General features: G+C 58.2%; 18 protein-coding genes. 6 read left to right on the top strand and 12 right to left on the bottom strand.

The window, feature by feature from the left end; all coding sequences use genetic code 11:
• Positions 1–4 precede the first annotated feature (4 nt).
• The 4 genes from carB (at position 5) to HFD92_RS14420 (ending at position 7,542) form a co-directional block, all read left to right on the top strand.
• Positions 5–3,232, top strand: coding sequence for a carbamoyl-phosphate synthase large subunit (gene carB / locus HFD92_RS14435; protein WP_140924212.1), 3,228 nt, complete (start codon positions 5–7; stop codon positions 3,230–3,232).
• 485 nt (positions 3,233–3,717) lie between these two features.
• Positions 3,718–4,851 carry a porin gene (locus HFD92_RS14430; RefSeq protein ID WP_369974601.1) on the top strand — a complete coding sequence of 378 codons (1,134 nt, stop codon included), beginning with the start codon at positions 3,718–3,720 and terminating at the stop codon, positions 4,849–4,851.
• A 234-nt stretch (positions 4,852–5,085) separates the two neighbouring features.
• Complete coding sequence (gene folA, locus HFD92_RS14425) at positions 5,086–5,568, top strand: type 3 dihydrofolate reductase (protein ID WP_046101196.1); 483 nt, start codon at positions 5,086–5,088, stop codon at positions 5,566–5,568.
• A gap of 90 nt (positions 5,569–5,658) precedes the next feature.
• A complete protein-coding gene (locus tag HFD92_RS14420; RefSeq protein ID WP_167429154.1) occupies positions 5,659–7,542 on the top strand; it encodes a PhoX family phosphatase in 1,884 nt (627 codons plus the stop codon).
• A 33-nt stretch (positions 7,543–7,575) separates the two neighbouring features.
• On the opposite strand, the gene apaH is transcribed toward HFD92_RS14420, so the two are convergent.
• The 6 genes from apaH to lptD are packed head-to-tail and all read right to left on the bottom strand — an operon-like array spanning position 7,576 to position 14,386.
• Positions 7,576–8,433 (bottom strand): bis(5'-nucleosyl)-tetraphosphatase (symmetrical) ApaH, encoded by an 858-nt coding sequence (gene apaH, locus HFD92_RS14415; protein ID WP_009092197.1) that lies wholly within the window; start codon positions 8,431–8,433, stop codon positions 7,576–7,578.
• A gap of 53 nt (positions 8,434–8,486) precedes the next feature.
• A complete protein-coding gene (apaG, locus tag HFD92_RS14410) occupies positions 8,487–8,864 on the bottom strand; it encodes a Co2+/Mg2+ efflux protein ApaG (protein WP_009092195.1) in 378 nt (125 codons plus the stop codon).
• 3 nt (positions 8,865–8,867) lie between these two features.
• Positions 8,868–9,689, bottom strand: coding sequence for a 16S rRNA (adenine(1518)-N(6)/adenine(1519)-N(6))-dimethyltransferase RsmA (gene rsmA / locus HFD92_RS14405; RefSeq protein WP_167429153.1), 822 nt, complete (start codon positions 9,687–9,689; stop codon positions 8,868–8,870).
• Positions 9,682–10,674, bottom strand: coding sequence for a 4-hydroxythreonine-4-phosphate dehydrogenase PdxA (gene pdxA / locus HFD92_RS14400; protein WP_009092191.1), 993 nt, complete (start codon positions 10,672–10,674; stop codon positions 9,682–9,684). The genes rsmA and pdxA overlap by 8 nt, the downstream gene beginning before the upstream one ends.
• On the bottom strand, positions 10,664–11,959 hold the full coding sequence (surA, locus tag HFD92_RS14395) for a peptidylprolyl isomerase SurA (protein ID WP_009092189.1): 1,296 nt from the start codon (positions 11,957–11,959) through the stop codon (positions 10,664–10,666). The genes pdxA and surA overlap by 11 nt, the downstream gene beginning before the upstream one ends.
• Before the next feature lie 54 nt (positions 11,960–12,013).
• Positions 12,014–14,386, bottom strand: a complete 2,373-nt coding sequence (gene lptD / locus HFD92_RS14390; RefSeq protein WP_009092188.1) for an LPS assembly protein LptD — start codon at positions 14,384–14,386, stop codon at positions 12,014–12,016.
• A 182-nt stretch (positions 14,387–14,568) separates the two neighbouring features.
• On the opposite strand from lptD, the gene djlA reads away from it, so the two are divergent.
• Entirely contained in the window at positions 14,569–15,381 is an 813-nt protein-coding gene (gene djlA / locus HFD92_RS14385) for a co-chaperone DjlA (protein WP_111208316.1), read from the top strand.
• A gap of 51 nt (positions 15,382–15,432) precedes the next feature.
• Here djlA and rluA read toward each other — a convergent pair whose 3' ends face one another.
• From rluA to polB, 3 genes are all read right to left on the bottom strand, one after another.
• Positions 15,433–16,086 (bottom strand): bifunctional tRNA pseudouridine(32) synthase/23S rRNA pseudouridine(746) synthase RluA, encoded by a 654-nt coding sequence (gene rluA / locus HFD92_RS14380; protein ID WP_167429152.1) that lies wholly within the window; start codon positions 16,084–16,086, stop codon positions 15,433–15,435.
• Positions 16,087–16,125: 39 nt separating this feature from the next.
• Positions 16,126–19,032 (bottom strand): RNA polymerase-associated protein RapA, encoded by a 2,907-nt coding sequence (gene rapA / locus HFD92_RS14375; protein ID WP_009092181.1) that lies wholly within the window; start codon positions 19,030–19,032, stop codon positions 16,126–16,128.
• Positions 19,033–19,184: 152 nt separating this feature from the next.
• On the bottom strand, positions 19,185–21,545 hold the full coding sequence (polB, locus tag HFD92_RS14370) for a DNA polymerase II (RefSeq protein WP_167429170.1): 2,361 nt from the start codon (positions 21,543–21,545) through the stop codon (positions 19,185–19,187).
• A gap of 169 nt (positions 21,546–21,714) precedes the next feature.
• On the opposite strand from polB, the gene HFD92_RS14365 reads away from it, so the two are divergent.
• Positions 21,715–22,479, top strand: coding sequence for a DedA family protein (locus HFD92_RS14365; protein WP_167429151.1), 765 nt, complete (start codon positions 21,715–21,717; stop codon positions 22,477–22,479).
• A gap of 5 nt (positions 22,480–22,484) precedes the next feature.
• Here the strand turns inward: HFD92_RS14365 and thiQ are convergent, their stop codons facing one another.
• The 3 genes from thiQ to thiB are packed head-to-tail and all read right to left on the bottom strand — an operon-like array spanning position 22,485 to position 25,742.
• Positions 22,485–23,186 carry a thiamine ABC transporter ATP-binding protein ThiQ gene (gene thiQ / locus HFD92_RS14360; RefSeq protein WP_009092175.1) on the bottom strand — a complete coding sequence of 234 codons (702 nt, stop codon included), beginning with the start codon at positions 23,184–23,186 and terminating at the stop codon, positions 22,485–22,487.
• Positions 23,173–24,780 (bottom strand): thiamine/thiamine pyrophosphate ABC transporter permease ThiP, encoded by a 1,608-nt coding sequence (gene thiP / locus HFD92_RS14355; protein ID WP_167429150.1) that lies wholly within the window; start codon positions 24,778–24,780, stop codon positions 23,173–23,175. Before thiP ends, thiQ begins: the two co-directional genes overlap by 14 nt.
• Positions 24,756–25,742, bottom strand: coding sequence for a thiamine ABC transporter substrate binding subunit (gene thiB, locus HFD92_RS14350; protein WP_167429149.1), 987 nt, complete (start codon positions 25,740–25,742; stop codon positions 24,756–24,758). Before thiB ends, thiP begins: the two co-directional genes overlap by 25 nt.
• Positions 25,743–25,747: the final 5 nt, after the last annotated feature.

The raw sequence follows: 25,747 nt of genomic DNA, 5'->3' as shown, positions 1-25,747 counted from the left end.
ATTCATGCCAAAACGTACAGACATAAAATCAATCCTGATTCTTGGTGCCGGTCCGATTGTGATCGGTCAGGCCTGTGAATTTGACTATTCCGGTGCGCAGGCGTGTAAAGCGCTGCGTGAAGAGGGTTACCGGGTCATCCTGGTGAACTCCAACCCGGCGACCATCATGACCGACCCTGAGATGGCCGATGCCACCTATATCGAGCCCATTCACTGGGAAGTAGTGCGCAAAATCATCGAAAAAGAGCGTCCGGATGCCGTACTGCCGACCATGGGCGGCCAGACTGCGCTGAACTGCGCACTGGAGCTTGAGCGTCAGGGCGTGCTGGAAGAGTTTGGCGTGACCATGATTGGTGCGACTGCAGATGCCATTGATAAAGCAGAAGATCGTCGTCGCTTTGACGTCGCGATGAAAAGCATCGGGCTGGACACCGCCCGTTCCGGTATCGCACACACCATGGAAGAAGCGCTGGCCGTGGCGGAAGATGTCGGTTTCCCCTGCATCATCCGTCCCTCCTTTACCATGGGCGGCACCGGTGGCGGCATCGCCTATAACCGCGAAGAGTTTGAAGAGATTTGTGAACGGGGCCTCGACCTTTCACCAACCAATGAGCTGCTGATTGATGAGTCGCTGATTGGCTGGAAAGAGTATGAGATGGAAGTGGTTCGCGATAAAAACGACAACTGCATCATCGTCTGCTCGATTGAAAACTTCGATGCAATGGGGATTCACACCGGTGACTCCATCACGGTCGCTCCCGCTCAGACGCTGACGGATAAAGAGTATCAGATCATGCGTAACGCCTCGCTGGCGGTCCTGCGTGAAATCGGTGTGGAAACCGGTGGCTCTAACGTCCAGTTCTCGGTGAATCCGAAAGATGGTCGCCTGATTGTTATCGAGATGAACCCGCGCGTCTCTCGCTCCTCTGCGCTGGCTTCAAAAGCGACCGGCTTCCCGATTGCGAAAGTTGCGGCCAAGCTGGCGGTCGGCTTTACTCTCGATGAGCTGATGAATGACATCACTGGTGGTTTAACGCCCGCCTCATTTGAGCCGTCGATTGACTACGTGGTCACCAAAATTCCACGCTTCAACTTCGAAAAATTTGCCGGTGCCAACGACCGCCTGACCACCCAGATGAAATCGGTCGGTGAGGTGATGGCGATTGGCCGCACATTCCAGGAGTCCGTACAGAAAGCGCTGCGCGGCCTGGAAGTGGGCGCGCACGGCTTCGACCCGAAAGTGCATCTGGACGACCCGGAAGCCCTGACCCGCATCCGCCGCGAGCTGAAAGATGCCGGTTCAGACCGTATCTGGTATATCGCTGACGCGTTCCGCGCCGGGATGTCGGTCGATGGCGTCTTCAATCTCACCAACATTGACCGCTGGTTCCTGGTGCAGATTGAAGAGCTGATCCGGCTGGAAGACCAGGTGGCCCGTGAAGGGGTAAACAGCCTGGATGCGACCTTCCTGCGTGCGCTGAAGCGTAAAGGCTTTGCCGACGCCAGGCTGGCGGCGCTGGCAGGCGTGGCTGAGAGCGAAATTCGCAAGCTGCGTCAGCAGTTTAACCTGCACCCGGTCTATAAGCGTGTGGATACCTGCGCCGCCGAGTTCGCCACCGATACCGCTTACATGTACTCCACCTATGAAGAGGAGTGCGAAGCCAATCCGGCGATGGATCGCGATAAGATCATGATTCTGGGCGGTGGGCCAAACCGTATCGGTCAGGGTATTGAGTTCGACTACTGCTGCGTTCACGCCGCGCTGGCGCTGCGTGAAGATGGTTACCAGACCATTATGGTCAACTGTAACCCGGAAACGGTGTCGACCGATTATGACACCTCTGACCGTCTCTACTTTGAGCCGGTGACGCTGGAAGATGTGCTGGAAATCGTCCGTATCGAGCAGCCTAAAGGCGTAATCGTGCAGTATGGCGGTCAGACCCCGCTGAAGCTGGCGCGTGCGCTGGAAGCGGCAGGTGTGCCGGTTATCGGCACCAGCCCGGACTCTATTGACCGTGCTGAAGACCGTGAACGTTTCCAGCAGGCTGTCGATCGTCTGAGCCTGAAACAGCCAGCCAATGCCACGGTCGCCACGCTGGAGCAGGCCGTTGAGAAAGCCGCTGGCCTGGGCTATCCGCTGGTGGTACGTCCTTCTTATGTACTGGGCGGTCGCGCCATGGAGATCGTCTACGACGAAACCGACCTCAAGCGCTACTTCCAGACAGCGGTCTCCGTCTCTAACGATGCGCCGGTGCTGCTGGATCGCTTCCTGGATGATGCGGTCGAAGTCGATGTGGATGCGATCTGCGACGGTGAGCGGGTGCTGATTGGCGGCATCATGGAACATATCGAGCAGGCTGGCGTTCACTCCGGTGACTCCGCCTGTTCACTGCCGGCCTACACCCTGAATCAGGAGATTCAGAATGTGATGCGTCAGCAGGTTGAGAAGCTGGCGTTCGAGCTGAACGTCCGCGGCCTGATGAACGTCCAGTTCGCGGTCAAAGACAACGAAGTCTACCTGATCGAAGTTAACCCGCGTGCCGCGCGTACCGTGCCGTTCGTCTCGAAAGCGACCGGTGTGCCGCTGGCGAAAGTGGCCGCACGCGTGATGGCAGGCAAAACGCTGGCAGAGCAGGGCGTTACCGAAGAGGTGATTCCACCTTACTACTCCGTGAAAGAGGTCGTACTGCCATTCAACAAGTTCCAGGGCGTTGACCCGATTCTTGGACCGGAAATGCGTTCGACCGGTGAAGTCATGGGCGTGGGCCGCACCTTTGCTGAGGCCTTCTCTAAAGCGATGCTGGGCGCACAGAGCAACATGAAGAAGTCGGGCCGTGCACTGCTGTCGGTGCGTGAAGGCGACAAGAAACGTATCGTCGACCTGGCGGCCAAGCTGCAGAAGTTTGGTTTCGAGCTGGATGCGACACACGGCACGGCGGTTGTGCTGGGCGAGGCGGGAATTAACCCACGTCTGGTGAACAAGGTGCATGAAGGTCGTCCGCACATTCAGGACCGTCTGAAGAATGGCGAATATAGCTATATCGTCAATACCACGGCAGGACGTCAGGCGATTGAAGATTCGAAGCTGATTCGCCGCAGTGCTCTGCAGTATAAAGTGCACTATGACACCACGCTGAATGGCGGTTTCGCCACTGCGATGGCGCTGAATGCTGACCCGACGGAGCAGGTCATCTCCGTTCAGGAGATGCACGCGCAGATTAAGGCGATGTAAGTCGAGGTAGTGTGAAAAGCGGCTCCTGCGGGAGCCGTTTTTTTTGGTTAAATTCTGGCCACATCAGCGGTGAGATCGCGCCTGCGAAGGGAACACGGGCAGATCGGAAAGTCGCTCAAGCCAATCCCTGGCCGCCCGGCCCGCGCCGTCCATGGCGCGGGACGCTTTCCTCCTCTGTCCGTGCTCCCTGCGCGTTGTGCTGATACGTTGCGGTACCCCCAGAATTTGAATTTGTCAGCTGTCTGAAGGGCTCGTGCGGGAGTCGTTTTTTTTGCCTCTCACCTGGCAATAATCTGAAAATCAGGCTCGCGTAAAGCAAGGGATTTGCCTTAAAGTCACTGATTTGACTTAGTTTTTTAGCTATAGGTGCGAATCGGCCCCGTTCGCACAAATTTATAAGATAAACACTTCCTGTCCGGATTTTTCGCCAGTAATATGCCTGCCGCTCATCACCGGAGCGTGCAAGGACACCTATAAAAATGAAAATGCGTACTTTTTCTCTGAGTGCAGTGGCTGCACTGATGGCTATTCTTCCTTTCGCCAGCCAGGCGGAAATCACCCTGTTAAAACAGGATCCACAGGCTGGCGATCCGCTTAGCCGCCTCACCTTTACTTTTGGCGGCAGCATCCGTGCTCAGGTCAATCACCAGACCGGCGTGGATGACAAATCGTACAAGCGTGACGGATTCGATGGCGGCACCCGTTTCCGTTTCGGCGCGGATTATTACCTGTTTGATGATGTCAGCTGGATCAGCTACTACGAGCTGGGCGTGAATATTCCGGCGGTATTCAGCTGGGATCGTCACTATGCAGACGGTGCGAATAACACCACGCGCCGCCAGCTCTACACCGGTCTGAAAAGCAAGACCTGGGGCCAGCTGACCTTTGGTCAGCAGAACAGCGTTTACTACGACACTGTAGGGGCCAAGACCGATATCTGGGACTACGACATGATCGGTCAGGCACCAGGCAACGGGATCAATGGCGACTACGATGGCTCTTACCGTTCGCGTAAGCAGCTGAAGTATAAAAACACCTTCGGCGATCTGGATCTCTACGCCTCTTATCTGTTCGACGATAATGAGTTCCTGCCAGGCAACGGCCTGCGCTACAAGCGCAAAGGCGGCGGTTCGCTGGGTGTGGATTATCACATTACCGACGATCTGAGCTGGGGCACGGCGTGGAACTACACCCGCGCGGCGATGCGTAACCCGAACAACGGCGACAGCGGCGATTACGATCAGAACATTTATGGCACCGCGCTGAGCTGGACCCCGGGCAACTGGACGCTGTCAGCGGGCGGCGGCTGGTATCAGAACTTCATGACCACCAAACGCAAAGATGTGCATGACTACTTTGCTGGCGATGCATGGGGCGTGGAATACTTTGCCGGTTATAAAATCCCGGTGGCGCAGTATGGCCTGAAAGCGGTGCAGCCGTATGTTATGGGCGATCGCATCGAATATGCGACCGGCCGAGATTATCAGCGCATCGACAACGGTCTGGGTGTGACGCTCTTCCTCGATTACGGTTTCCGTGTCGATTACGAACATGTCTTTACCTCCAGTACCGATAACCTGGGTGATATGAATCTGGTGCGTCTGCGCTACGACTTCTGATAACCCCGACGGCTCCTGCGGGAGCCGTTTTCTTATTCGCCCGGTTTTGTGCCAGCCGGCGTCAGATTACTGGCGAGCTGCGGTTAACAGACGCGATTTCGCGGTGAAAAACGCTGCGCAGGCAGTGAAATGCGACATCATAAAAAGCTTTACGCAATTAGACCTTCCCCCCTATCGACGAAAGTTTCACCTTCTCGTATCATGGCGCCAATTTTTTTCCTGTGAGTAGTTAACATGATTAGTCTTATCGCGGCATTAGCAGCAGATCGCATTATTGGAATGGAGAACGCCATGCCGTGGGACCTGCCTGCAGATCTGGCGTGGTTCAAGCGTAACACCCTGAAAAAACCGGTGATTATGGGCCGGCTGACCTTTGAATCCATTGGTCGCCCTCTGCCTGGCCGACTGAATATCGTGGTCAGCAGCCAGCCCGGCACCGCCGAAGGCGTCACCTGGGTCACTTCGCTGGATGAGGCGCTTCAGGCTGCCGGTGAAGCCGAAGAGATCATGGTGATCGGTGGCGGACGCGTTTATGAGCAGATGCTGAAGCGTGCCGATCGTCTCTATCTGACTCACATCGATGCAGAAGTAGAAGGCGACACGCAGTTCCCGGATTACGAGCCGGATGAGTGGCAGTCAACGTTCAGCGAGTTCCACGACGCTGATGAGCATAACTCCCACAGCTACTGCTTTGAGATCCTGGATCGCCGTCGCTGATTCCTTGCCCACCCGCCTGTAACCTGGCTGTCATCTTTATTCATTAGCATTGCTTCTTTTCCGGGACCGACACAAAGGAAGCAATCACTGATGAAGATCGAACTCTCCGCGTTAAGCACAGACCGCCTGCCCGATTCGCAGCGACGTAAGTTCCTTGCCGGTTCCGGCGCACTCGGGCTGACCGGCTTTCTCAGCGGCGGCCTGACTTTCTCATCCGGCGCACTGGCGCAGGAAAAACCCGCCGGCAGCCCGCTGTTGGGCTTTCAGGCGATTGCCGCTTCGACCGCGGATGAGATTGTCGTGGCGCCAGGCTATCGCGCTGAAGTGCTGATCTCCTGGGGCGATCCGCTGGTTAATGGCGCGGCTGAGTTCGATCCCCATGGCAACAACAGCGCGGAGGATCAGGAAAAGCAGTTCGGTGACAACAATGATGGGATGAGCTTCTTCGCCATTGATGAGCATCGTGGCCTAATGGCAATCAACAATGAGTATGTAAATGAGCCGACGCTGTTCGCCCATGGCGGCAGCAAAGCGACCAGCCTGGAGGATGTGAAGAAATCACAGGCGGCGCACGGCGTTTCTGTCGTTGAGATTAAACGCGGCGAAGGCAATCGCTGGCAGGTTGTCCGTCCTTCAGATTACAACCGCCGCATTACCGCCAATACCCCGATGCGTTTTTCCGGTCCGGCCGCAGGCGACAAAGCGCTGCAGACCGCCGCCGATCCTCAGGGCCTGCAGGTTCTCGGCACCTTTGGTAACTGCGCCAACGGTAAAACGCCCTGGGGCACTTATCTGACCTGCGAAGAGAATTACGACACCTACTTTGGCACGCATGACGCGGATTTTACGCCGACCGCCCAGCAGAAGCGCTACACCCTGAACGCCGCCGAGCCGGAGCGAAACTGGTCCGATTTTGATCCCCGCTTCGATATCGCAAAAAATCCTAACGAATTTAACCGCCACGGCTGGATAGTCGAAATCGATCCCTTCGATCCCCAATCGGTGCCGGTCAAACGAACCGCGCTGGGACGTTTCAAGCATGAGAATGCTGCGGTGACGGTTGCTAAAACCGGCCAGCTGGTGGTCTACATGGGCGACGATGAGCGTGGCGAGTACATTTATAAATATGTCTCGGACGACAAGGTTAACCCGGACGATGCGAAAGCGAATCACGGACTGCTCGATCGGGGCACGCTCTATGTGGCGCAGTTTAACGGCGATGAACAGGGCACCCCCCTGAAAGGCAGCGGCCGCTGGCTGGCACTGAAGTGGGGGGAAAATGGACTCACTGCTGAGAAGGGATTTCATAGCCAGGCCGATGTCCTGATCAATGCGCGTGCTGCTGCCGATGTGGTTAACGCCACGCGGATGGATCGGCCGGAATGGATCGCCGTTAACCCGCATGATGGCCGCGCCTACTGTACGCTGACCAATAACAACAAGCGCGGCAATGAGGGGATGCCGGTTAATGCCGCCAACCCGCGCCCTAAAAATATCTATGGCCAGATTATCCGCTGGGATGAGAAGGGCGATGCCACGGCCACGTCGTTTGCCTGGGACATCTACGCGTTATGCGGCAATCCGATTGCCCATCCCGAAGGCATCTATCGTGGCACACCGAACATCACTGCTGAAAACACCTTTAACAGTCCGGATGGCCTGGGGTTTGATGCGCAGGGACGGCTCTGGATCCTTACCGATGGCAAATATAGCAACAAAGAGGATTATCAGGGGCAGGGGAATAATCAGATGCTGGCAGGAGACCCGGACAGCGGCGAGATTCGCCGGTTTATGGTCGGCCCTAAATCCTGCGAGCTGACCGGCATTACCTTCACGCCTGACTACAGAACGCTGTTCGTGAACGTGCAGCACCCTGGCGAAGAGGGGGATTCACATTTTCCTGACAACAGTCCGCGCCCGCGCTCGTCGGTGATCATGATCACCCGGGAGGATGGCGGCATTATCGGCGCATAAAACAGCAGGCTGGCCGCCAGGCCAGCCTCAGGGTTATAGCGCCGGAGGCGCCAGACTTTCGCTAGAGTCGAGCGCTTTCTCGCGGTTAGAGGGCTGAACCACATAGCGCTGCTCTTCCCAGTGCAGCAGGGTCAGCGCGCCGCCCCAGCAGCAGCCGGTATCCAGGCCGATAATTCCCTCTGGCGTGCCTTTGCCTTCCAGTGAAGCCCAGTGACCGAAAACGATGGTGTAGTCCCGGGCGACCGGTCCGTCGATGTTGAACCAGGGCTTCAGCGGTGGCAGCGCCGATTCAGGGGCATCTTTGCAGATCATGTCCAGCTGACCATTGGGGAAGCAGTAGCGCATACGGGTAAAGGCATTGGTGCTGAAGCGCAGTCGGGCCAGACCGGTCAGATCTTCGCTCCAGTTATTTGGCATATCGCCATACATCGCATCCAGGAACAGCGGATAACTGTCGCTGGCGAGCACCGCTTCCACTTCCCGCGCACATTTTTTCGCGGTGTCGATATCCCACTGAGGCGTGATACCGGCGTGTCCCATGACCAGCTTTTTCTCTTCATCCACCTGCAGCAGCGGCTGCCGGCGCAGCCAGTTGATCAGCTCATCAGCATCGTCCGCTTCCAGCAGGGTGGTGAGGCGATCTTTCGGCTTGTTACGGCTGATTCCGGCATAGACCGCCAGCAGATGTAAATCGTGGTTGCCCAGCACCAGGCGCACGGCGTCGCCCAGTGACTTCACATAGCGCAGGACCTCCAGTGAGCCAGGACCGCGCGCCACCAGGTCACCGGTCAGCCACAGCGTGTCATGCTCGGGATTGAAATCGACCTGCTGCAGCAAGGCACGTAATTCATCGTAGCAACCATGGACGTCGCCAATCAGGTATGTGCTCATAACGTTTTATCCATCGGGAATGTGCCCGACTTATCGGGCAAAAGGCGTGAAAATCAGTGAATGTGCGTCTGGATGGCGAGGCGGAACACCGGGATTTCAACGTGAAAGGTGTCGCCCTGATCGTCAACCATCACGTAGTGTCCCTGCATGGTGCCCATCGGCGTTTCGATAACAGCACCACTGGTGTACTGGAATTCGTTGCCCGGCGGGATAAGCGGCTGCTCACCGACCACGCCTTCGCCCTGAACTTCTGTTTCGCGGCCGTTACCATTGGTAATCAGCCAGTAACGCCCCAGCAGCTGCACGGCGGAACGGCCCAGATTGCGTATCGTAATGGTATAGGCGAAGACGTAGCGATCCTCATCCGGCGAGGACTGGGAGGCGACGTACTGGCTTTGCACATGAACGGAGACGCGGGCCGTTTCACTCATGACTTACTCCTGCGATTTTCCCTGATGTGTCCCCAGCCAGTTAGCCAGCTGACAATATTGCGCGACCGAGACGTTTTCAGCACGCAGACCAGGATCAATGGATAACTCTTCCAGCGCACCCGCCGCCACCATGTGGTTCAGGCTGTTGCGCAATGTTTTACGGCGCTGACCAAAGGCTTCTGTTGTGATACGGCTCAGGATACGCACGTCGCTGACCGGATGCGGTGGCTCGGCAAACGGCACCAGACGCACGACAGCCGAGTCCACTTTCGGTGGCGGCGTGAAGGCGTGTGGCGGCACTTCCAGCACCGGAATAACCTGGCAGTAATATTGCGCCATCACCGTCAGGCGACCATACGCTTTGCTACCTGGGCCCGCAACCAGACGGTTAACCACCTCTTTCTGCAGCATGAAGTGCATATCTTTGATCGAACCAGTATAGCTGAAAAGGTGGAACATCAGCGGGGTCGAAATATTGTAAGGCAGGTTACCAAATACCCGCAGCGGCTGGCCTCTCTCCTGTGCCAGCGCGGCAAAGTCGAAGGTCATGGCATCCTGCTGGAAGATGGTCAGTTTCGGGCCAAGGAACGGATGCGTTTGCAGACGCGCCGCGAGATCGCGGTCCAGCTCCACCACCGTTAAGCTATCGAGGCGTTCGCCCACCGGCTCGGTTAAGGCGCCGAGGCCAGGGCCGATCTCCACCAGCGCTTCGTCGCGCTGGGGATGAATGGCGGAAACAATGCTGTCGATAATGTACTGATCGTTCAGGAAGTTCTGCCCGAAACGTTTACGGGCGTAGTGCCCCTGATGGACGCGATTATTCATTACTGCTCTTGATCATAGTGATGGCGAGGTTAAGCGCCGTGATAAAGCTGCCCGGTTCCGCCTGACCCAGCCCGGCGAGTTCAAGCGCGGTGCCGTGGTCAACGGAGGTCCGGATAAAGGGCAGGCCCAGGGTAATATTTACCGCGCGGCCAAACCCCTGAAACTTCAGTACCGGCAGGCCCTGGTCGTGATACATCGCCAGCACCGCATCGGCGTTTTGCAGATATTTGGGCTGGAACAGTGTATCCGCAGGCAGCGGGCCGGTCAGTTTAATGCCCTGCTGACGCAGTTCATTGAGGGCCGGCGTAATCGTCTCGATCTCTTCCCGTCCCATGTGGCCGCCTTCACCGGCGTGGGGGTTAAGACCACAGACATAGATATGCGGCTCGGCAATGGCGAACTTCTGCTGCAGATCACGATGAAGAATGGTGATCACTTCATGCAGGCATTCGCGGGTGACCGCCGCAGGCACCTCTTTCAGCGGCAGATGCGTGGTGGCCAGTGCCACACGCAGCGCTTCGGTTGCCAGCATCATCACCACGCGATGACCGCCTGCGCGGTCGGCGAAGAATTCGGTATGGCCGGTAAAGGCGATACCGGCATCGTTAATCACGCCTTTGTGCACCGGACCGGTAATCAGCGCCGCAAATTCACCCTGCAGACAGCCGTCACAGGCGCGGGCCAGCGTGGCCAGCACATAATCACCGTTAGCGACACAGAGTTCGCCTGGTGTGACCGGCTGTGCCGTCTCAATCGGCAGAATGGTCAGCGTCCCCGCCTGCTGCGGCACGGGGTCCGCCTCAGGCTGGTAGTGACGCAGGGTCAGCGGCAGACCGAGCTGCGCTGCCCGCTGCTGCAACAGGGCAGGGGAGGCGCAGACGACGAGTTCCACCGGCCAGGCGTGCTGAGCCAGCTGAACGGTGAGATCGGGACCAATCCCGGCGGGCTCGCCGGGAGTGATCACCACACGCTGGTTACTGTGCATTGCCATCCAGAATCTTCACATAAGCACTGGCGCGCTGTTCCTGCATCCAGGTCTGCGCTTCTTCAGCAAATTTACGGTTAAACAGCATGCGATAAGCGCGCTCTTTCTGGGCCGCGTCGGTTTTGTCCACCTGGCGGGTATCCAGCAGCTGAATCAGATGCCAGCCGAAAGAGGAGTGCACCGGCTGACTGGTCTGGCCTTTCTGCAGACGCAGCAGCGCATCGCGGAAGGCGGGATCAAAGACTTCCGGAGAGGTCCAGCCGAGATCGCCACCCTGATTCGCCGATCCCGGGTCATCAGAGTACTGTTTGGCCGCGGCGGCAAAGGTGGTTTTTCCGCTGCGGATATCGGCCGCGATCTGTTCCAGCTGCGCCCTGGCCTGATCGTCAGTAAGAATCGGCGATGGTTTCAGCAGAATATGACGAGCGTGCACCTCAGTGACTGAGACGTTCTTACTTTCGCCACGCAGGTCGTTCACCTTCAGGATATGGAAGCCCACACCTGAACGCACCGGCCCGACGATGTCCCCTTTTTTCGCCGTTGCCAGCGCCTGGGCAAACAGGGTCGGTAACTCTTCGATTTTACCCCAGCCCATGTTGCCGCCTTTCAGCGCCTGCGAGTCGGCGGAGTAGGTTACGGCCATTTTGCCGAAATCCGCACCATTTTTCAGTTCGCCAACCAGCTGTTTCGCCAGCGTTTCCTGCTCATCGACCTGCTGTTGCGTCGGGTTTTCCGGCAGCGGCAGCAGAATGTGGCTGATGTTCAGCTCGGTTCCCTGGCTGTTCTGGGCGGCAATCTGGGTTGAAAGCGTATCCACTTCCTGCGGCAGGATGGTCACGCGACGACGCACTTCATTGTTGCGGACTTCGGCAATCATCATCTCTTTGCGGATCTGTGAGCGATAGACGCCATAGTTCATGCCGTCATAAGCCAGACGACTGCGCAGCTGATCCAGCGTCATGCGGTTCTGTGCGGCGATGTTCTTAATCGCCTGGTCCAGCTGCTCATCGCTGATCTGGATCCCCGCTTTTTCACCCATCTGCAGAATAATGTTGTCCATGATCTGGCGTTCCAGAATCTGGTGGCGCAGCGTTTTATCATCTGGCAACTGCTGACCTGCCTGCCGGGCCTGAGATTTCACCGTGCCCATCATGCCGTCCACGTCACTCTCAAGAACCACGCCGTTATTGACCACGGCGGCAACTTTATCAACGACTTGTGGTGCTGCGAACGCGGTGTTGGCACTGATTGCCACACCAAGAATCAGCATTCTCCAGTTCTTCATACTTTATCCATTGTTGGTTCCGCACTGCGGGATTGCCTGTCAAACATCACAACATCAGAAAGCGGGCTGGTAAGGGATAATCCCCTGACGCAGCATATCGTTGGTGCCTAAGCCATAGTTGGAGCTCAGACCACGCAGCTCAATGTTGAATGAGATTTGGTTGTCATATTTACTGTCGTCGTTTTCCCAACCGTTAATTTTGCGTTCGTAACCGACCCGAATGGCATAACAGCATGAGCTGTATTGCAGGCCTACCAGCTGCGAAGCCGGACGGCTGTTGCGGGTATCGTAGTAGTACGCGCCTACCACAGACCATGCATCCGCAATCGGCCAGCTGGCCGTGGTGCCCACCTGTGAAATCCCATTTTTGAAGATAGGATTGGTCACCAGGCTGCTGTCGTTCAGCGCGGTTGCGACATATTCCGGGCTGCTGTAACGGTAGCTCAGCTGCACCATGCGATCGGCATCACGACGATATTCCAGTACGGTATTGCCCTGGGAAACGTTGTCGAGTTTGGTGTCATACTGCAACCCACCCCGGACGCCCCAGCGATCGCTGATTTTCCAGTATGTATCGCCAGCCCAGATCAGGCTGCCGGTATCATCTTCTTTACTGGTTTGATTCACACCAGTACGAGAAGGGGTAAACGAGTAGATTTGACCTACAGAAACGTTAAAACGTTCAACCAGATCGGCATCATAAATGCGTGTGGTGACACCGGTGGCCACTTCGTTAGCCGACGCGATACGATCCAGGCCGCTATACGTGCGGTCGCGGAACAGGCCGGTGTAGTCGGTCTGCAGCAACGTTGAGTCGTATGGATAGATGTTGCTCTGATTGCGGTACGGGATATAGAGGTACTGCACCCGCGGCTCCAGCGTCTGGGTGTAGCCCGCCGCGGAGTCCATATCGCGGTCAAAGACCAGACGGCCATCGACTTTAAACTGCGGCAGGGTGCGGTTTACCGACTCATCCAGATCGCCACTTTTGCCGTTGCGGTTCGCAAAGTTGTTGTTGTAGTAATCAACATTGGTCTGCTGGTAGTGGGTAGCCAGGAATTTCGCTTCGGTATCCAGGCTCGCCCAGCCGTTTGACAGCGGCAGGTTCAGCGTTGGCTCTACGTGCAAACGGGTCGCTTCAGGATAGCGATCGCTGACGTTAGTGAATTTCACCGCCTGCGCATAGATCCGGCCATCAAACGGACCGATATCGTTCTGATAGAGATTGACGTCCAGCTGCGGCATGGCGCGGTAAACGTTGCTATTACTGGTGTTACCAAATACCTGGAAATCTTTGCTGGAGAGCGTCGCATCCCAGTTGGTGTCCGCGTAGCCAATACTGAATTTCTGCGTGGCGTAGTTGTCAGTCGAGCTGTAGTACTTCGAGTCGAGGTCGTTGAAGTAGTAGCTATCGCTGACCTTGGTGTAGTCCGCGCTGAAACGCCAGTGTTTATCGTAGACACCTGCATGACGCCAGTAGAACAGCCAGCGATCGGAGCTGTCATCTTCGGCGATGCCGCGCAGCGCTTTGTCTTTGTCGTACTGCTTGTCTGAGCCGAGGTAGTCGAACTCCATCAGACCTGCGCCCAGCTCTGTCAGATAACGGAATTCATTCTCAAACTTCATGCCGCGCTTGCTGATGTAGTGCGGCGTAATGGTGGCATCGGCCTGCGGCGCGATGTTCCAGTAGTAGGGCAGGATGAACTCAAAGCCGTTGTTGCTGCCATATTTGGCATTCGGGATCAGGAAGCCGGAGCGACGACGGTCGCCAATCGGTAACTGCAGATAGGGACTGTAGAACACCGGAACGGAACCGAGTTTAAAGCGTGCGTTCCAGATCTCGGCCACTTCCTCTTCGCGATCCTGAATCACTTCAGAACCGACCACGCTCCAGCTATTGGAGCCGGGCAGACAGGAGGTAAAGGTGCCATTTTCCAGAATGGTGTAGCGGTTATCACCGCGCAGTTTCATCTGATCGGCGGTGCCGCGACCCTGACGATCCACCATCTGGTACTGACCGTTCCAGACGTTGGTATCTTTACTGTTCAGATTAGACCAGGCTTTCGGACCTTTCAGGATGACCTGGTTATCATCGTAATGCACATTACCCAGGGCATCGACGGTACGAACCGGCGTGGTCTGGCCCTCCTGCTGACGCTGATGAAGCTGAACTTCATCGGCCTGCATACGGCTGTTGCCCTGCTCAATATTCACATTGCCTGTGAAGACCGCATCATCGGGATAGTTCCCTTTGGCAGCGTCGGAGTGAATGGTGACAGGCAACTGATTGGTATCGCCATTCACCAGCGGGCGGTTGTAACTCGGCACGCCTAACATACACTGCGACATCAGATCGTCGGCAACGGCTTGCTGGCTAATGGCTGCGCCGATCAGTGTGGCCAGCAGGGTAGGTATATGTTTTTTCATACGCGGTATCGAGAATTCCATGAAAACTGGCATCATGCCGACAATCGGGTCAGAGACTAACTTACTGCCCGGCGTTGCGCCAGTGTTAATCCTGGTCAGTCAGCGTTGCCGTTAGGCGCTGAGATAAATGACAGGTATGATAATGCAATTTTCAGCCGCAAGCATGGCGAATTGAGGAGTTTATGCGCTACTGGGGAAAAGTTGTGGGTCTGGCGCTGGGATTACTTTCCGGTGCAGGCTTCTGGGGTATTGTGATCGGTTTGATCATTGGCCATATGTTTGACAAAGTGCGCGGCGCGCAAGGCAAGGCTTACTTCTCAAATAATCAGACCCGACAGACGCTGTTTTTCAGCACCACCTTTCAGGTCATGGGCCATCTGACCAAGTCAAAAGGGCGCGTTACCGAAGCGGATATTCAGATTGCATCACTGCTCATGGAGCGGATGCAGCTGCACGGTGACTCGCGCACCGCCGCCCAGCGCGCATTTCGCGAAGGCAAGCAGGCAGATTACCCGTTACGCAGCAAACTGCGGGAACTGCGCAGCGCCTGTTTTGGCCGGTTCGATCTGATTCGCATGTTCCTGGAAATTCAGATTCAGGCTGCCTTTGCCGACGGTTCCCTGCATCCCAATGAGCGGCAGGTGCTCTATGTCATCGCCGAGGAACTGGGCATTTCACGCGTTCAGTTCGATCAGTTCCTGCGCATGATGGAAGGCGGCCAGCAGTTCGGCGGCGGACAGCGCAGTGGCAGTGGTGGCTTTCAGCAGGCGCAACGTGGACCAACGCTGGAAGATGCCTGCAGCGTGCTGGGTGTGAAGAGCAGCGATGACGCCACCACCATCAAGCGCGCATACCGCAAGCTGATGAGCGAGCATCATCCCGACAAGCTGGTGGCGAAGGGGCTGCCGCCAGAGATGATGGAGATGGCGAAGCAGAAGGCGCAGGAAATTCAGGCGGCGTACGATCTGATTCGCAAAGAAAAAGGCTTTAAGTAATCGCGCCTCTCTCCGCCTCTCAGAAGGAGGCGGCCAGGCGTACCGCCCCCCTTAAAAATCGGCGGGCTGACGAAACGTCATGGCATTACCGAATGCCGGATGGGTGATGGTCAGTGACTCCGCGTGCAGCAGCAGGCGCGGTGCCATCGCCCTGGCGTCCGGATGGGCATAGAAGTTGTCGCCCAGAATCGGATGGCCCAGGGCCAGCATATGCACCCGCAGCTGGTGCGAGCGGCCGGTAATCGGCTTCAGCGAAACGCGCGCACTGTTATCCGCACGATATTCCAGCACCTGATACTCCGTCTGCGCGGCTTTGCCGTTTTCGAAGCAGACCATCTGCTTCGGACGATTGGGCCAGTCGCAAATCAGCGGCAGATCAACCACTCCCTCCTCCTTCTCCGGATGACCCCAGATGCAGGCCACGTAGGCCTTGGCGGGTTCCCGCTCGCGAAACTGCCGTTTCAGCTCACGCTCAGCCGCCTTGGTCAGGGCGACGACCATCACACCACTGGTCGCCATATCCAGCCGGTGAACCGATTCCGCCTGCGGAAAATCACGTTGTATCCGCGTCATCACGCTATCTTTGTGTTCATCCAGCCGACCGGGTACCGAGAGCAGACCGCTGGGTTTATTCACCACCATGATATGCGCATCCTGATAAAGGATGTGCAGCCAGGGTTCACGCGGTGGATTGTAAGGTTCCATAGGGCTTTCCAAAAATAAGGGGCCGGAAGGCCCCTGAGCTTACTGGTGAGTCACCACAATCAGGCGCAGCGCGTCGAGACGCCAGTTGGCCTGATCCAGGCTTTCCAGCACCTGTTCACGGTTGCTTTCCAGCGCCTCGATCTCATCTTCACGGATGTTCGGGTTCACCGCTTTCAGCGCGTTGAGACGGGAAAGCTCTGCACCCAGCTTTTCATTCGCCTCGGCCCGCGCCGCTTCAATCACCGCACGTGCTTCGCTGACCACGCTCTCTTCACCCTGGGTGAGGATCGCATGCACATCCTGCTGCACCGCATTGACCAGTTTGCTGGCGGTGTGGCGGTTAACCGCATTCAGCTGGCGGTTAAAGCTTTCGAACTCCACTTTCCCGGCCAGGTTGGTGCCGTTGCGATCGAGCAGCAGACGGACAGGCGTCGGTGGCAGGAAGCGGGTCAGCTGCAGATGCTTCGGTGCCTGCGCTTCCACCACGTAGATCAGCTCAACCAGCAGCGTGCCCACCGGCAGCGCCTTGTTCTTCAGCAGTGACAGCGCGGAGCTGCCGGTGTCACCCGACAGGATCAGATCCAGGCCGTTACGGATCAGCGGATGTTCCCAGGTGATGAACTGGGTATCCTCACGGGAGAGCGCCTGATCGCGGTTGAACGTGATGGTGCAGCCATCTTCCGGCAGGCCAGGGAAATCGGGCACCAGCATGTGGTCGGAAGGGGTCAGCACAATCAGGTTATCGCTGCGGTCTTCCTGATTGATACCAACAATATCAAACAGGTTCAGCGCGAAGTTCACCAGACCGGTGTCGTTATCCTGCTCGCTGATGGCGTTCGCCAGCAGCTGAGCCGATTCGCCGCCGTTAGAGTTCAGCTCCAGCAGACGATCGCGGCCCTGTTCCAGCTGCGATTTCAGCGCCTCGTGCTGTTTACGGCACTCCGCGATAAAGCTGTCAAAGCCTTCACTGTTTTCCGGCGCGGCTAAATAGCCGATCAGCTGCTGATGCACGCTGTCGTAGATGGTACGACCCGTCGGGCAGGTGTGCTCGAACGCGTCCAGACCTTCATGATACCAGCGCAGCAGCACCGCCTGAGCGGTCTGCTCCAGCCACGGCACCAGAATCTGAATATCGTGCGCCTGACCAATACGGTCCAGACGGCCGATACGCTGCTCCAGCAGATCCGGGTTAAAGGGCAGGTCGAACATCACCAGGCGGCTGGCAAACTGGAAGTTACGGCCTTCAGAACCGATTTCAGAGCAGAGCAGCACCTGCGCGCCATTCTCTTCCGAGGCAAACCATGCGGCAGCACGGTCACGCTCAATGATCGACAGGCCTTCGTGGAACACCGCCGCCCGTATGCCTTCGCGCTCGCGCAGCACCTGCTCCAGCTGCAGCGCCGTGGCCGCTTTGGCGCAGATGACCAGCACTTTCTCTTTACGGTTGCTGGTGAGATAGCCCATCAGCCATTCCACGCGCGGATCGAAGTTCCACCAGGTGCCGCTGTCGCCTTCAAATTCCTGATAAATCTGCTCCGGGTAGAGCAGGTCACGCGCCCGCTCCTCGGCGCTTTTGCGCGTGCCCATAATGCCGGAGACTTTGATGGCCGTCTGATACTGCGCAGGCAGCGGCAGACGGATCTGATGCAGTTCGCGTTTCGGGAAACCTTTTACACCGTTACGGGTGTTGCGGAACAGGACGCGGCTGGTGCCGTGGCGATCCATCAGCATGGCGATCAGCTCCTGACGCGCCTCCAGCTTGCCCTCACGATCGCTGTTGGCGACCTGCAGCAGCGGCTCGATATCCTCTTCGCCCACCAGATCGTTGATCCGGTTCATCTCTTCCTGGGAGATCGCCTGGTCAGCCAGGAGCGCTGTTACCGCATCGGCAATCGGACGGAAATGCTGCTGCTCTTCAACAAAGGCAGCAAAATCGTGGAAACGGTCCGGATCGAGCAGACGCAGACGGGCAAAGTGACTCTCCATGCCGAGCTGTTCCGGCGTCGCCGTCAGCAGCAGCACCCCGGCCGTTTTCTCAGCCAGTTTTTCGATGACCAGATATTCACGGCTGGGTTCGCCTTCGGACCATGCCAGGTGGTGCGCTTCATCCACCACCAGCAGATCCCATTCGGCATCGGCCAGCAGTTCAAGGCGCTGTTTGTTACGGCGAACAAAGTCGAGCGAACAGATGATCAGCTGTTCCGTTTCAAACGGGTTATCGCTGTCGTGCTGCGCTTCGGTGTAGCGGTCATCATCAAACAGGGCGAAACGCAGGTTAAAGCGGCGCAGCATCTCGACCAGCCACTGATGCTGTAAGGTTTCAGGCACCACGATGAGTACCCGCTCGGCACGACCCGCCAGCAGCTGCTGCTGAATGATCATCCCGGCTTCAATGGTTTTACCCAGGCCCACTTCATCGGCCAGCAGTACGCGTGGCGCGTGGCGGCGACCCACATCGTGTGCGATATGCAGCTGATGAGGGATCAGGTTGGTGCGCATGCCGCGTAACCCGCTGATCGGCAGACGGTATTGCTCACTCTGGTATTTGCGTGCGCGGAAGCGCAGGGCAAAGCGGTCCATGCGGTCGAGCTGACCGGCAAACAGACGATCCTGCGGCTTACTGAACACCAGCTTGCTGTCGAGCATCACTTCACGCAGGATCACATCGCTTTCTTCAGTATCCAGTCGGGTACCGATATAGGTCATCAGGTCATTTTCGTTGCGGACTTCATCGACGCGCATCTGCCAGCCTTCGTGACTGGTGATGGTATCACCCGGGTTAAAGATGACGCGGGTAACCGGCGAATCGTTGCGGGCGTAGAGGCGGTTTTCCCCCGTGGCCGGAAACAGCAGGGTGATCATGCGGGTATCGATCGCCACCACGGTGCCCAGTCCCAGTTCACTTTCCGTATCACTAATCCAGCGCTGACCTAATGTAAAAACCATATATTTTTAGCTCGAATTTTAACGTTTTTAGAGGTGTTCCCGAATCTCAGGCAATAGCGTTACCGCCAGACAACAAGGTCTGGAGCGTGCATAAGAGCGGTGAGTTTCAGGAAGGGCGCTATGGTACTGGATGGCAGGGCATTCGTCACCTGTCAAAAAAGCCCCAGCTGCCCCGTAATCAGTGTAGCAAAATCTCCTCCGACAAAGGGCAGGATCCCCTCTGCCACCGGCTGCAGCTGCTTCGTCACATAGTGGTCATAGTCGAGCGGCGTACTGCGCGCCTCCAGCGGTTCGGGCCCAGCCGTAGCCATGACGTAACGAATCCGGCCGCCGTTCTGATACTGCAGTGGCCGGTTCAGTTTGCGATTCTGCTCATCAGCCAGCCGGGCGGCGCGCACGTGCGGGGGCACATTTCGTTCATACTCCTTCAGCGGACGCCGCAGGCGCTTTTTGTAAATCAGCTGATCGTCCAGCTCGCCCGCCAGAAGCTGCGCCACGGTCTCCCGGATGTAATCCTGCCACGGCTCGCGGTGGAAAATACGGTGGTAGAGCTGCTGCTGAAATGTTTTGGCCAGCGGCGTCCAGTCGGTTCGCACCGACTCCAGCCCCTTAAAGACCATGCGCGCACCGTCGGCGTCACGAATCAGTCCGGCGTAGCGTTTCTTGCTGCCCTGTTCCGCGCCGCGAATGGTCGGCATCAGAAAACGGCAGAAGTGGTTTTCATACTCCAGTTCCAGTGCGCTGGTCAGTCCCAGCGTCTGCTGCAGGTGATCGCGCCACCAGGCATTCACTTTCTGCACCAGCTGATGACCAATGGAGGCGGCCTGCTTCTCATCGTGGGCCGACTTCAGCCAGACAAAGGTGGAGTCGGTGTCACCATAGATGACGTCGTAGCCTTCCGCTTCGATCAGCGCGCGGGTCTGCTGCATGATGGCGTGACCGCGCAGGGTAATTGAGGAGGCGAGTCGCGGATCAAAGAAGCGGCAGGCGCTGGTGCCCAGCACTCCGTAAAAGGCGTTCATGATGATCTTCAGTGCCTGTGACAGCGGCTGATTGTTCTGTTTTTTCGCCGCTTCGCGCCCCAGCCAGATCTGTTCAACCATCGCCGGCAGGCAGTGGGTGTGGCGAGAGAAGCGCGCTTCCCGGAAACCGGCAACCGAATCCGCATCATCAGGATGGGCCAGACCCTCCACCATGCCCACCGGGTCGATCAGGAAGGTGCGGATAATCGACGGATAGAGGCTTTTGTAATCCAGTACCAGCACCGAGTCGTAGAGACCGGGACGCGAATCCATGACATAACCGCCCGGGCTCGCTTCCGGGGCCACTTCACCCATATTGGGCGCGACAAACCCGACACGGTGCATGCGTGGAATATAGAGGTGACTGAACGCCGCCACCGAACCGCCATGGCGGTCCACGGCCAGACCATTGACCGCCGCGCGCTCCAGCAGAAACGGCATGATCGCCGTTTTGTGGAAGATGCGCGTCACCAGTTCGCAATCTTTCAGGTTGTAGCGCGCCAGCGCCGGTTTATCGTTGGCAAACCGCCAGTTTATCTCCTCCATGCGGTGCCAGGGATTGTCGATCGCTTTGCCTTCTCCCAGCAGCTGCTGCGACACCGACTCCAGGCTGAACGACGGAAAATCCCAGAACGCCGACTTCAGTGCGTCGATGCCATCAATGATCAGGCGGCCGCTGGCCTGCGCGAAAAAAACGCCTGGCTTGAAGCCATGTTCCCGCCACTCCAGCGCCGTCTGCTGGCGGCCAAGACGCAGCGGAATGCCGTAGCGGTCGGCATGTTTCTGCAGCACCCGCAGGTCAAACTGCACCACGTTCCAGCCAATCAGGACATCCGGGTCATGCTCTGCAAACCACTGGTTCAGGGCTTCCAGCAGCTGTGGCCGGCTGTCGAGATAGATCAGGTCGAAATCCAGCGTGCTGGCATCGCCGTTAGCGGGGCCGAGCATATAGACCTGGCGCTGACCGCAGCCCTCCAGTCCGATGCAGTAGAGCTCGCCATGCTGGGTGGTTTCAATATCCAGCGAGACCCATTTCAGCGGCGGACGATAGTCGGGGTGGGGCTTAAGCCGCGCGTTGACCAGCGTGTCGCCCTGCTGCTCGCCATCAAACCAGACGGGGGCGGTAATAAAGCGCTCCATCAGATAGCGTTCCGGCGGGCGGATATCCGCCTCGTAGATCGGAATCCCCTGTTCGCGCAGCCGTTTTTCGATGCGCTGCAGCTGACGATGCTGCTGGCAGTAGAGGCCCAGCACCGGACGGTGACGAAAATCTTTCAGCGCCAGCGGCTGGATACGCAGCTGGCGTTCCTCTCTCTGCAGCTCGCTGATCTGCGCCTGATATTCTGCAGGCACAAAAGCGACAGACTCCTGCACAGGCAGCACCACGCGCTGCGCGCCCGCATCGGTGGCGAGCCAGAGGATAATTTCGGTGCCATTCGGGCTGTCGCGCCAGTGGCGGGTGAGCAGAAAACCTGCGCGGGGCATAGTCAGATGTTCTCCGGATGCCGTGTTTCAGGGATAAGTAAACAACCTGAGTATATCATGGATATTTATACAGTTCCTGTCGCCACGATTTGTCAACATTGTCCTACAATTCTTGCCTTGACGCTGTGTGGCTGGCTCTGGACAATCCAGCCTTCTGCTTTGACTAAGGACCACTATGGAAGCCTGGATTCAACAACTGATTACGCAGTCCCTGGAGTGGGCGCTGTTTGCCGTTGCGCTGGTGACGTTTCTGGAGTCGCTGGCGCTGGTCGGGCTGTTGCTGCCAGGTACGGTGATGATGGCCAGCCTGGGCGCGCTGGTCGGCAGTGGCGAGCTTGGTCTTTATCCTGCCTGGGCGGCGGGCTTTGCGGGCTGCCTGATCGGTGACTGGGTTTCCTACGGTATCGGCTGGAAATTCCAGGGGCCGCTGCACCGCTGGAAGTATCTGCAAAAGTACAAAGGCCTGCTGGATAAAACCGAGCATGCCCTGCATCAGCACAGTATGTTTACCATCCTGGTCGGACGTTTTGTCGGCCCCACGCGGCCGCTAATCCCGCTGGCGGCGGGTATGCTGGAGCTGCCGGTACGTAAATTTCTGCCGCCTAATCTTATCGGCTGTATTCTCTGGCCGCCGATCTATCTGCTACCCGGCATTCTGGCCGGGGTGGCGATTGACGTGCCAAAAGCGGCGCAGGGCGGCAGCTTTAAATGGCTGTTACTCGGGGCAGCGCTGCTGATCTGGCTTGGCGGCTGGTTAGGCTGGCGCTGGTGGCGCAGTGGCAAGAGCCGTGACTGGGCCACCGCCTGGCTGCCCCCGACGCGTCTGCGCTGGGCTGGCCCGCTGGGGCTGGCGATCGCCGTGGCGGCGTTTGTCGCGATCCAGTTCCATCCGATGATGCCGGTTTTCCGCCATCTGCTGTGGCAGGTTTTCATCGCCTGAGCCGCTTAACGACGCGGGATGCCGAGTACATCGGCCTCCCGCGTGTCGCCCGACAGCAGCTGTCGGGTTTCGCCATCCCAGTAAACCCGGCCATCCACAATTACCACGCTGCGCGGCGCGATCTGCTGCGCATCTTCCAGACTGTGTGACACCATCAGCAGCGTGATGCTGCGCGCCTCACACACCGAACGCACTAGCTGAAGCATCTCGCCGCGCAGGGCGGGGTCCAGCGCGGAAAAAGGCTCATCCAGCAGCAGTACCGGACGGTCACGCAACAGGCAACGGGCCAGCGCCACGCGCTGGCGCTGGCCGCCCGACAGTTCGCCTGGCAGGCGTGACAGCAGATCGCCTAATCCCACCTGTTCAGCCAGCGCAGTCAGCTGCCGCTGCTGTTCCGCGCTGAGTCGTAGCCCCGGGTGCAGCCCCAGCGCCATGTTCTGCTGCACGCTGAGGTGCGGAAACAGGTTGTTCTCCTGAAACAGCATGGAAACCGGTCGTCGGGCCGGGACAGTGTGGGTGTGCTCCTGACCGTCAATCAGCAGGGTGCCCTGATTCACCGGCAGAAAACCGGCAATCAGGCTCAGCAGGGTGCTTTTACCCGCGCCGCTGGGGCCGAGAATTGCGATGCGTTCACCGCGTGTGGCCCTGAAGCTGAAGCGCATCGGCAGATGCTGGTAGAGATAGGTAAGGTTATCAAGAGTCAGCATGGCGGCCTGGTAATTTTTCCATTAGCGTGAACAGCAATAAGCAGAGCAGCAGCAGCAGCAGGGCGGTAACCGCACCATCAGCGCCACGATAGGCACCTATCTGCTGATAGAGGTAGAACGGCAGCGTGCGGAAGTCGGCGCTGCCAAACAGCGCCACCACGCCAAAATCACCAATCGACAGCACGCAGGCAAAGGCCAGCGCCTGGGCCAGCGGACGTTTCAGCGCCCGCAACTCGATCAGCCGCAGCCGGTTCCAGCCCTGAATATCCAGTGAATCGCAGAGTCTGCCGTAACGCTCTGCGGTGTCGCGCATTGGGTTTTCCAGCACTTTCAGCGCATAGGGAATGGCGATCAGCGCATTGGTAAACATCACCAGCCCTTCAGCGGAGTCGGGGAGGCCAATGGTGGCGTTGAACAGCAGGAAAAAGCCGGTGGCGAGCACAATGCCCGGCATCGCCAGAATCAGCATTCCGCTGGTGTCGATAAGCGTGGCCGCCGCCGGATGCTGGCGCAGACGCAGCTCGCGGCTGCTCCAGAGCAGCATCATGGTCAGCACCACGCAGATCAATCCGGCCCCGGTGGCGATGCGTAATGAGGTCAGGGTTGCCCGCCAGAGAGCAGGCTGAGCCAGCGCACCGCGCACGCCGCCATGCAGGCCCTCCACAATCACCGCCGCCAGCGGAGGCAGCAGCAGGAGCAGCGCCAGCAGGATGAGCAGCGCATCGCTGAGCTGTGCGCCCCATGAATCCTGCGGATCGCGCCAGCCCTTCAGCTGACGGGTGCCGGCGGGGATCGCCTTACTGAAGCGCTGGCTGAGCAGCACCAGCGTCAGGCAGCAGCCGAGCTGAATCAGCGCCAGCAGCGCGGCACGGCCCGGATCGTAGTCATAACTCAGCGCCTGGAAAATCGCCAGTTCGAGCGTGGTAGCCTGCGGCCCGCCCCCCAGTGACAGCACGGTGGCAAAGCTGGCAAAGCAGAGCATAAAGATCAGCGCACCGGTCGGCAGCAACTGACGCCGCAGCCACGGCCACTCCAGCAGGCGAAAATGGTGCCAGCCGCGCAGGTCGAGCTGCGCCGCGAGCTGACGCTGCTCGGCCGGAATGCTCTCCAGCGCCTGCAGCATCAGACGCGTCGCCAGCGGCAGATTAAAGAAGACGTGCGCCAGCAAAATGCCCGGCAGACCATAGGGTGAGAAGTGATAACCGATGCCCAGCAGCTGACAGAGCTGGGCCAGCCAGCCAACGCGGCCAAAGACGGTTAACAGACCAAACACCGCCACCAGTACCGGCAGGACCAGGGTCATGGCACAGAGACGCAGCAGCAGCTGGCGGCCGGGAAAACGGCGCCGATAGAGCGCACGCGCCAGCGGCACCGCAGGCAGCAGGGAGAGCAGGGCGGAGAGCAGCGCCTGACCGAAAGAGAAGCCGATTACGTGCCGCAGATACGCATCCTGCAGCACGCTGCGCCACTCCAGGCCTGGCGCGGCCATCCAGAGTGCGCCAAAGGCCAGCAGCGCCACGCCGGTTAGCAGCAGCGTGGCGAGCGAGCCGGGGATCAGCCAGCGCGGCATCAGCGGCTGACGGCGCGTTGCCACTGGCTGATCCAGCCTGAACGCTGTGTGGCCACCTCTTCAGGCGAGAACTGCAGGGCGGTGGACGGCACCGTCAGGCTGGCAAAACCGGCAGGCAGCGGCGTATCGATCACCGGGTACATCCAGTTGCCGGTGGGAATGGTGCGCTGGAACGCAGGCGAGACCATAAACTGCATGAACTGCTGTGCCAGCGCAGGCTGTTTGCTGCTGGCTAACTGTGCGGCCACTTCCACCTGCAGATAGTGTCCTTTGGCAAACGGGGCGGCGGCGTAGTTCTCTTTTTTCTCTTCGATGATGTGGTAAGCCGGAGAGGTGGTGTAACTCAGCACCAGATCGCCTTCGCCCTTCAGGAACAGGCCATAGGCTTCGCTCCAGCCTTTGGTCACCGTTACGGTTTTCTGCGCCAGCTTCTGCCACGCCTGCGGAGCCTGGTCGCCGTAGACCTTCTGCATCCACAGCAGCAGGCCTAAGCCGGGGGTACTGGTGCGGGGATCTTCGTAGATCACCCGCCACTTTTCCGGGCTGTCGACCAGCTCTTTCAGGCTCCTGGGCGGGTTTTTCAGCCGGGTTTTGTCATAGACAAAGGCGAAGTAGCCATAGTCAAACGGCACAAAGGTGGTGTTGTGCCAGCCGCCAGGCAGGGTAAGTTTTGCGGTGTCGACCTGACTTTCAGCAAACAGACCGGTTTTCTGCGCCGCCTGCACCAGATTGTTATCCAGCCCCAGCACCAGATCCGCTTTGCTGTTTTTGCCTTCCATCCGCACGCGGTTCAGCAGCGAGACGCCATCTTCCAGCGTGACGAATTTCAGCTCACAGTTACACTGCGCCTCAAAGGCTTTTTTTACCGCCGGGCCAGGGCCCCAGTCGGCAGAGAAGGAGTCGTAGGTGTAGACCGTGAGGACCGGCTTAGCCGCCAGAACGGGGGCGGAGAGTAACAGCAATACCGGCAGAACTTTGTTTAACACTTTGC

This window comes from Pantoea sp. EKM101V (assembly GCF_011800325.1).
GTDB classification, from domain to species: domain Bacteria; phylum Pseudomonadota; class Gammaproteobacteria; order Enterobacterales; family Enterobacteriaceae; genus Pantoea; species Pantoea anthophila.
This window is presented reverse-complemented; position numbering and strand designations above follow the sequence as displayed.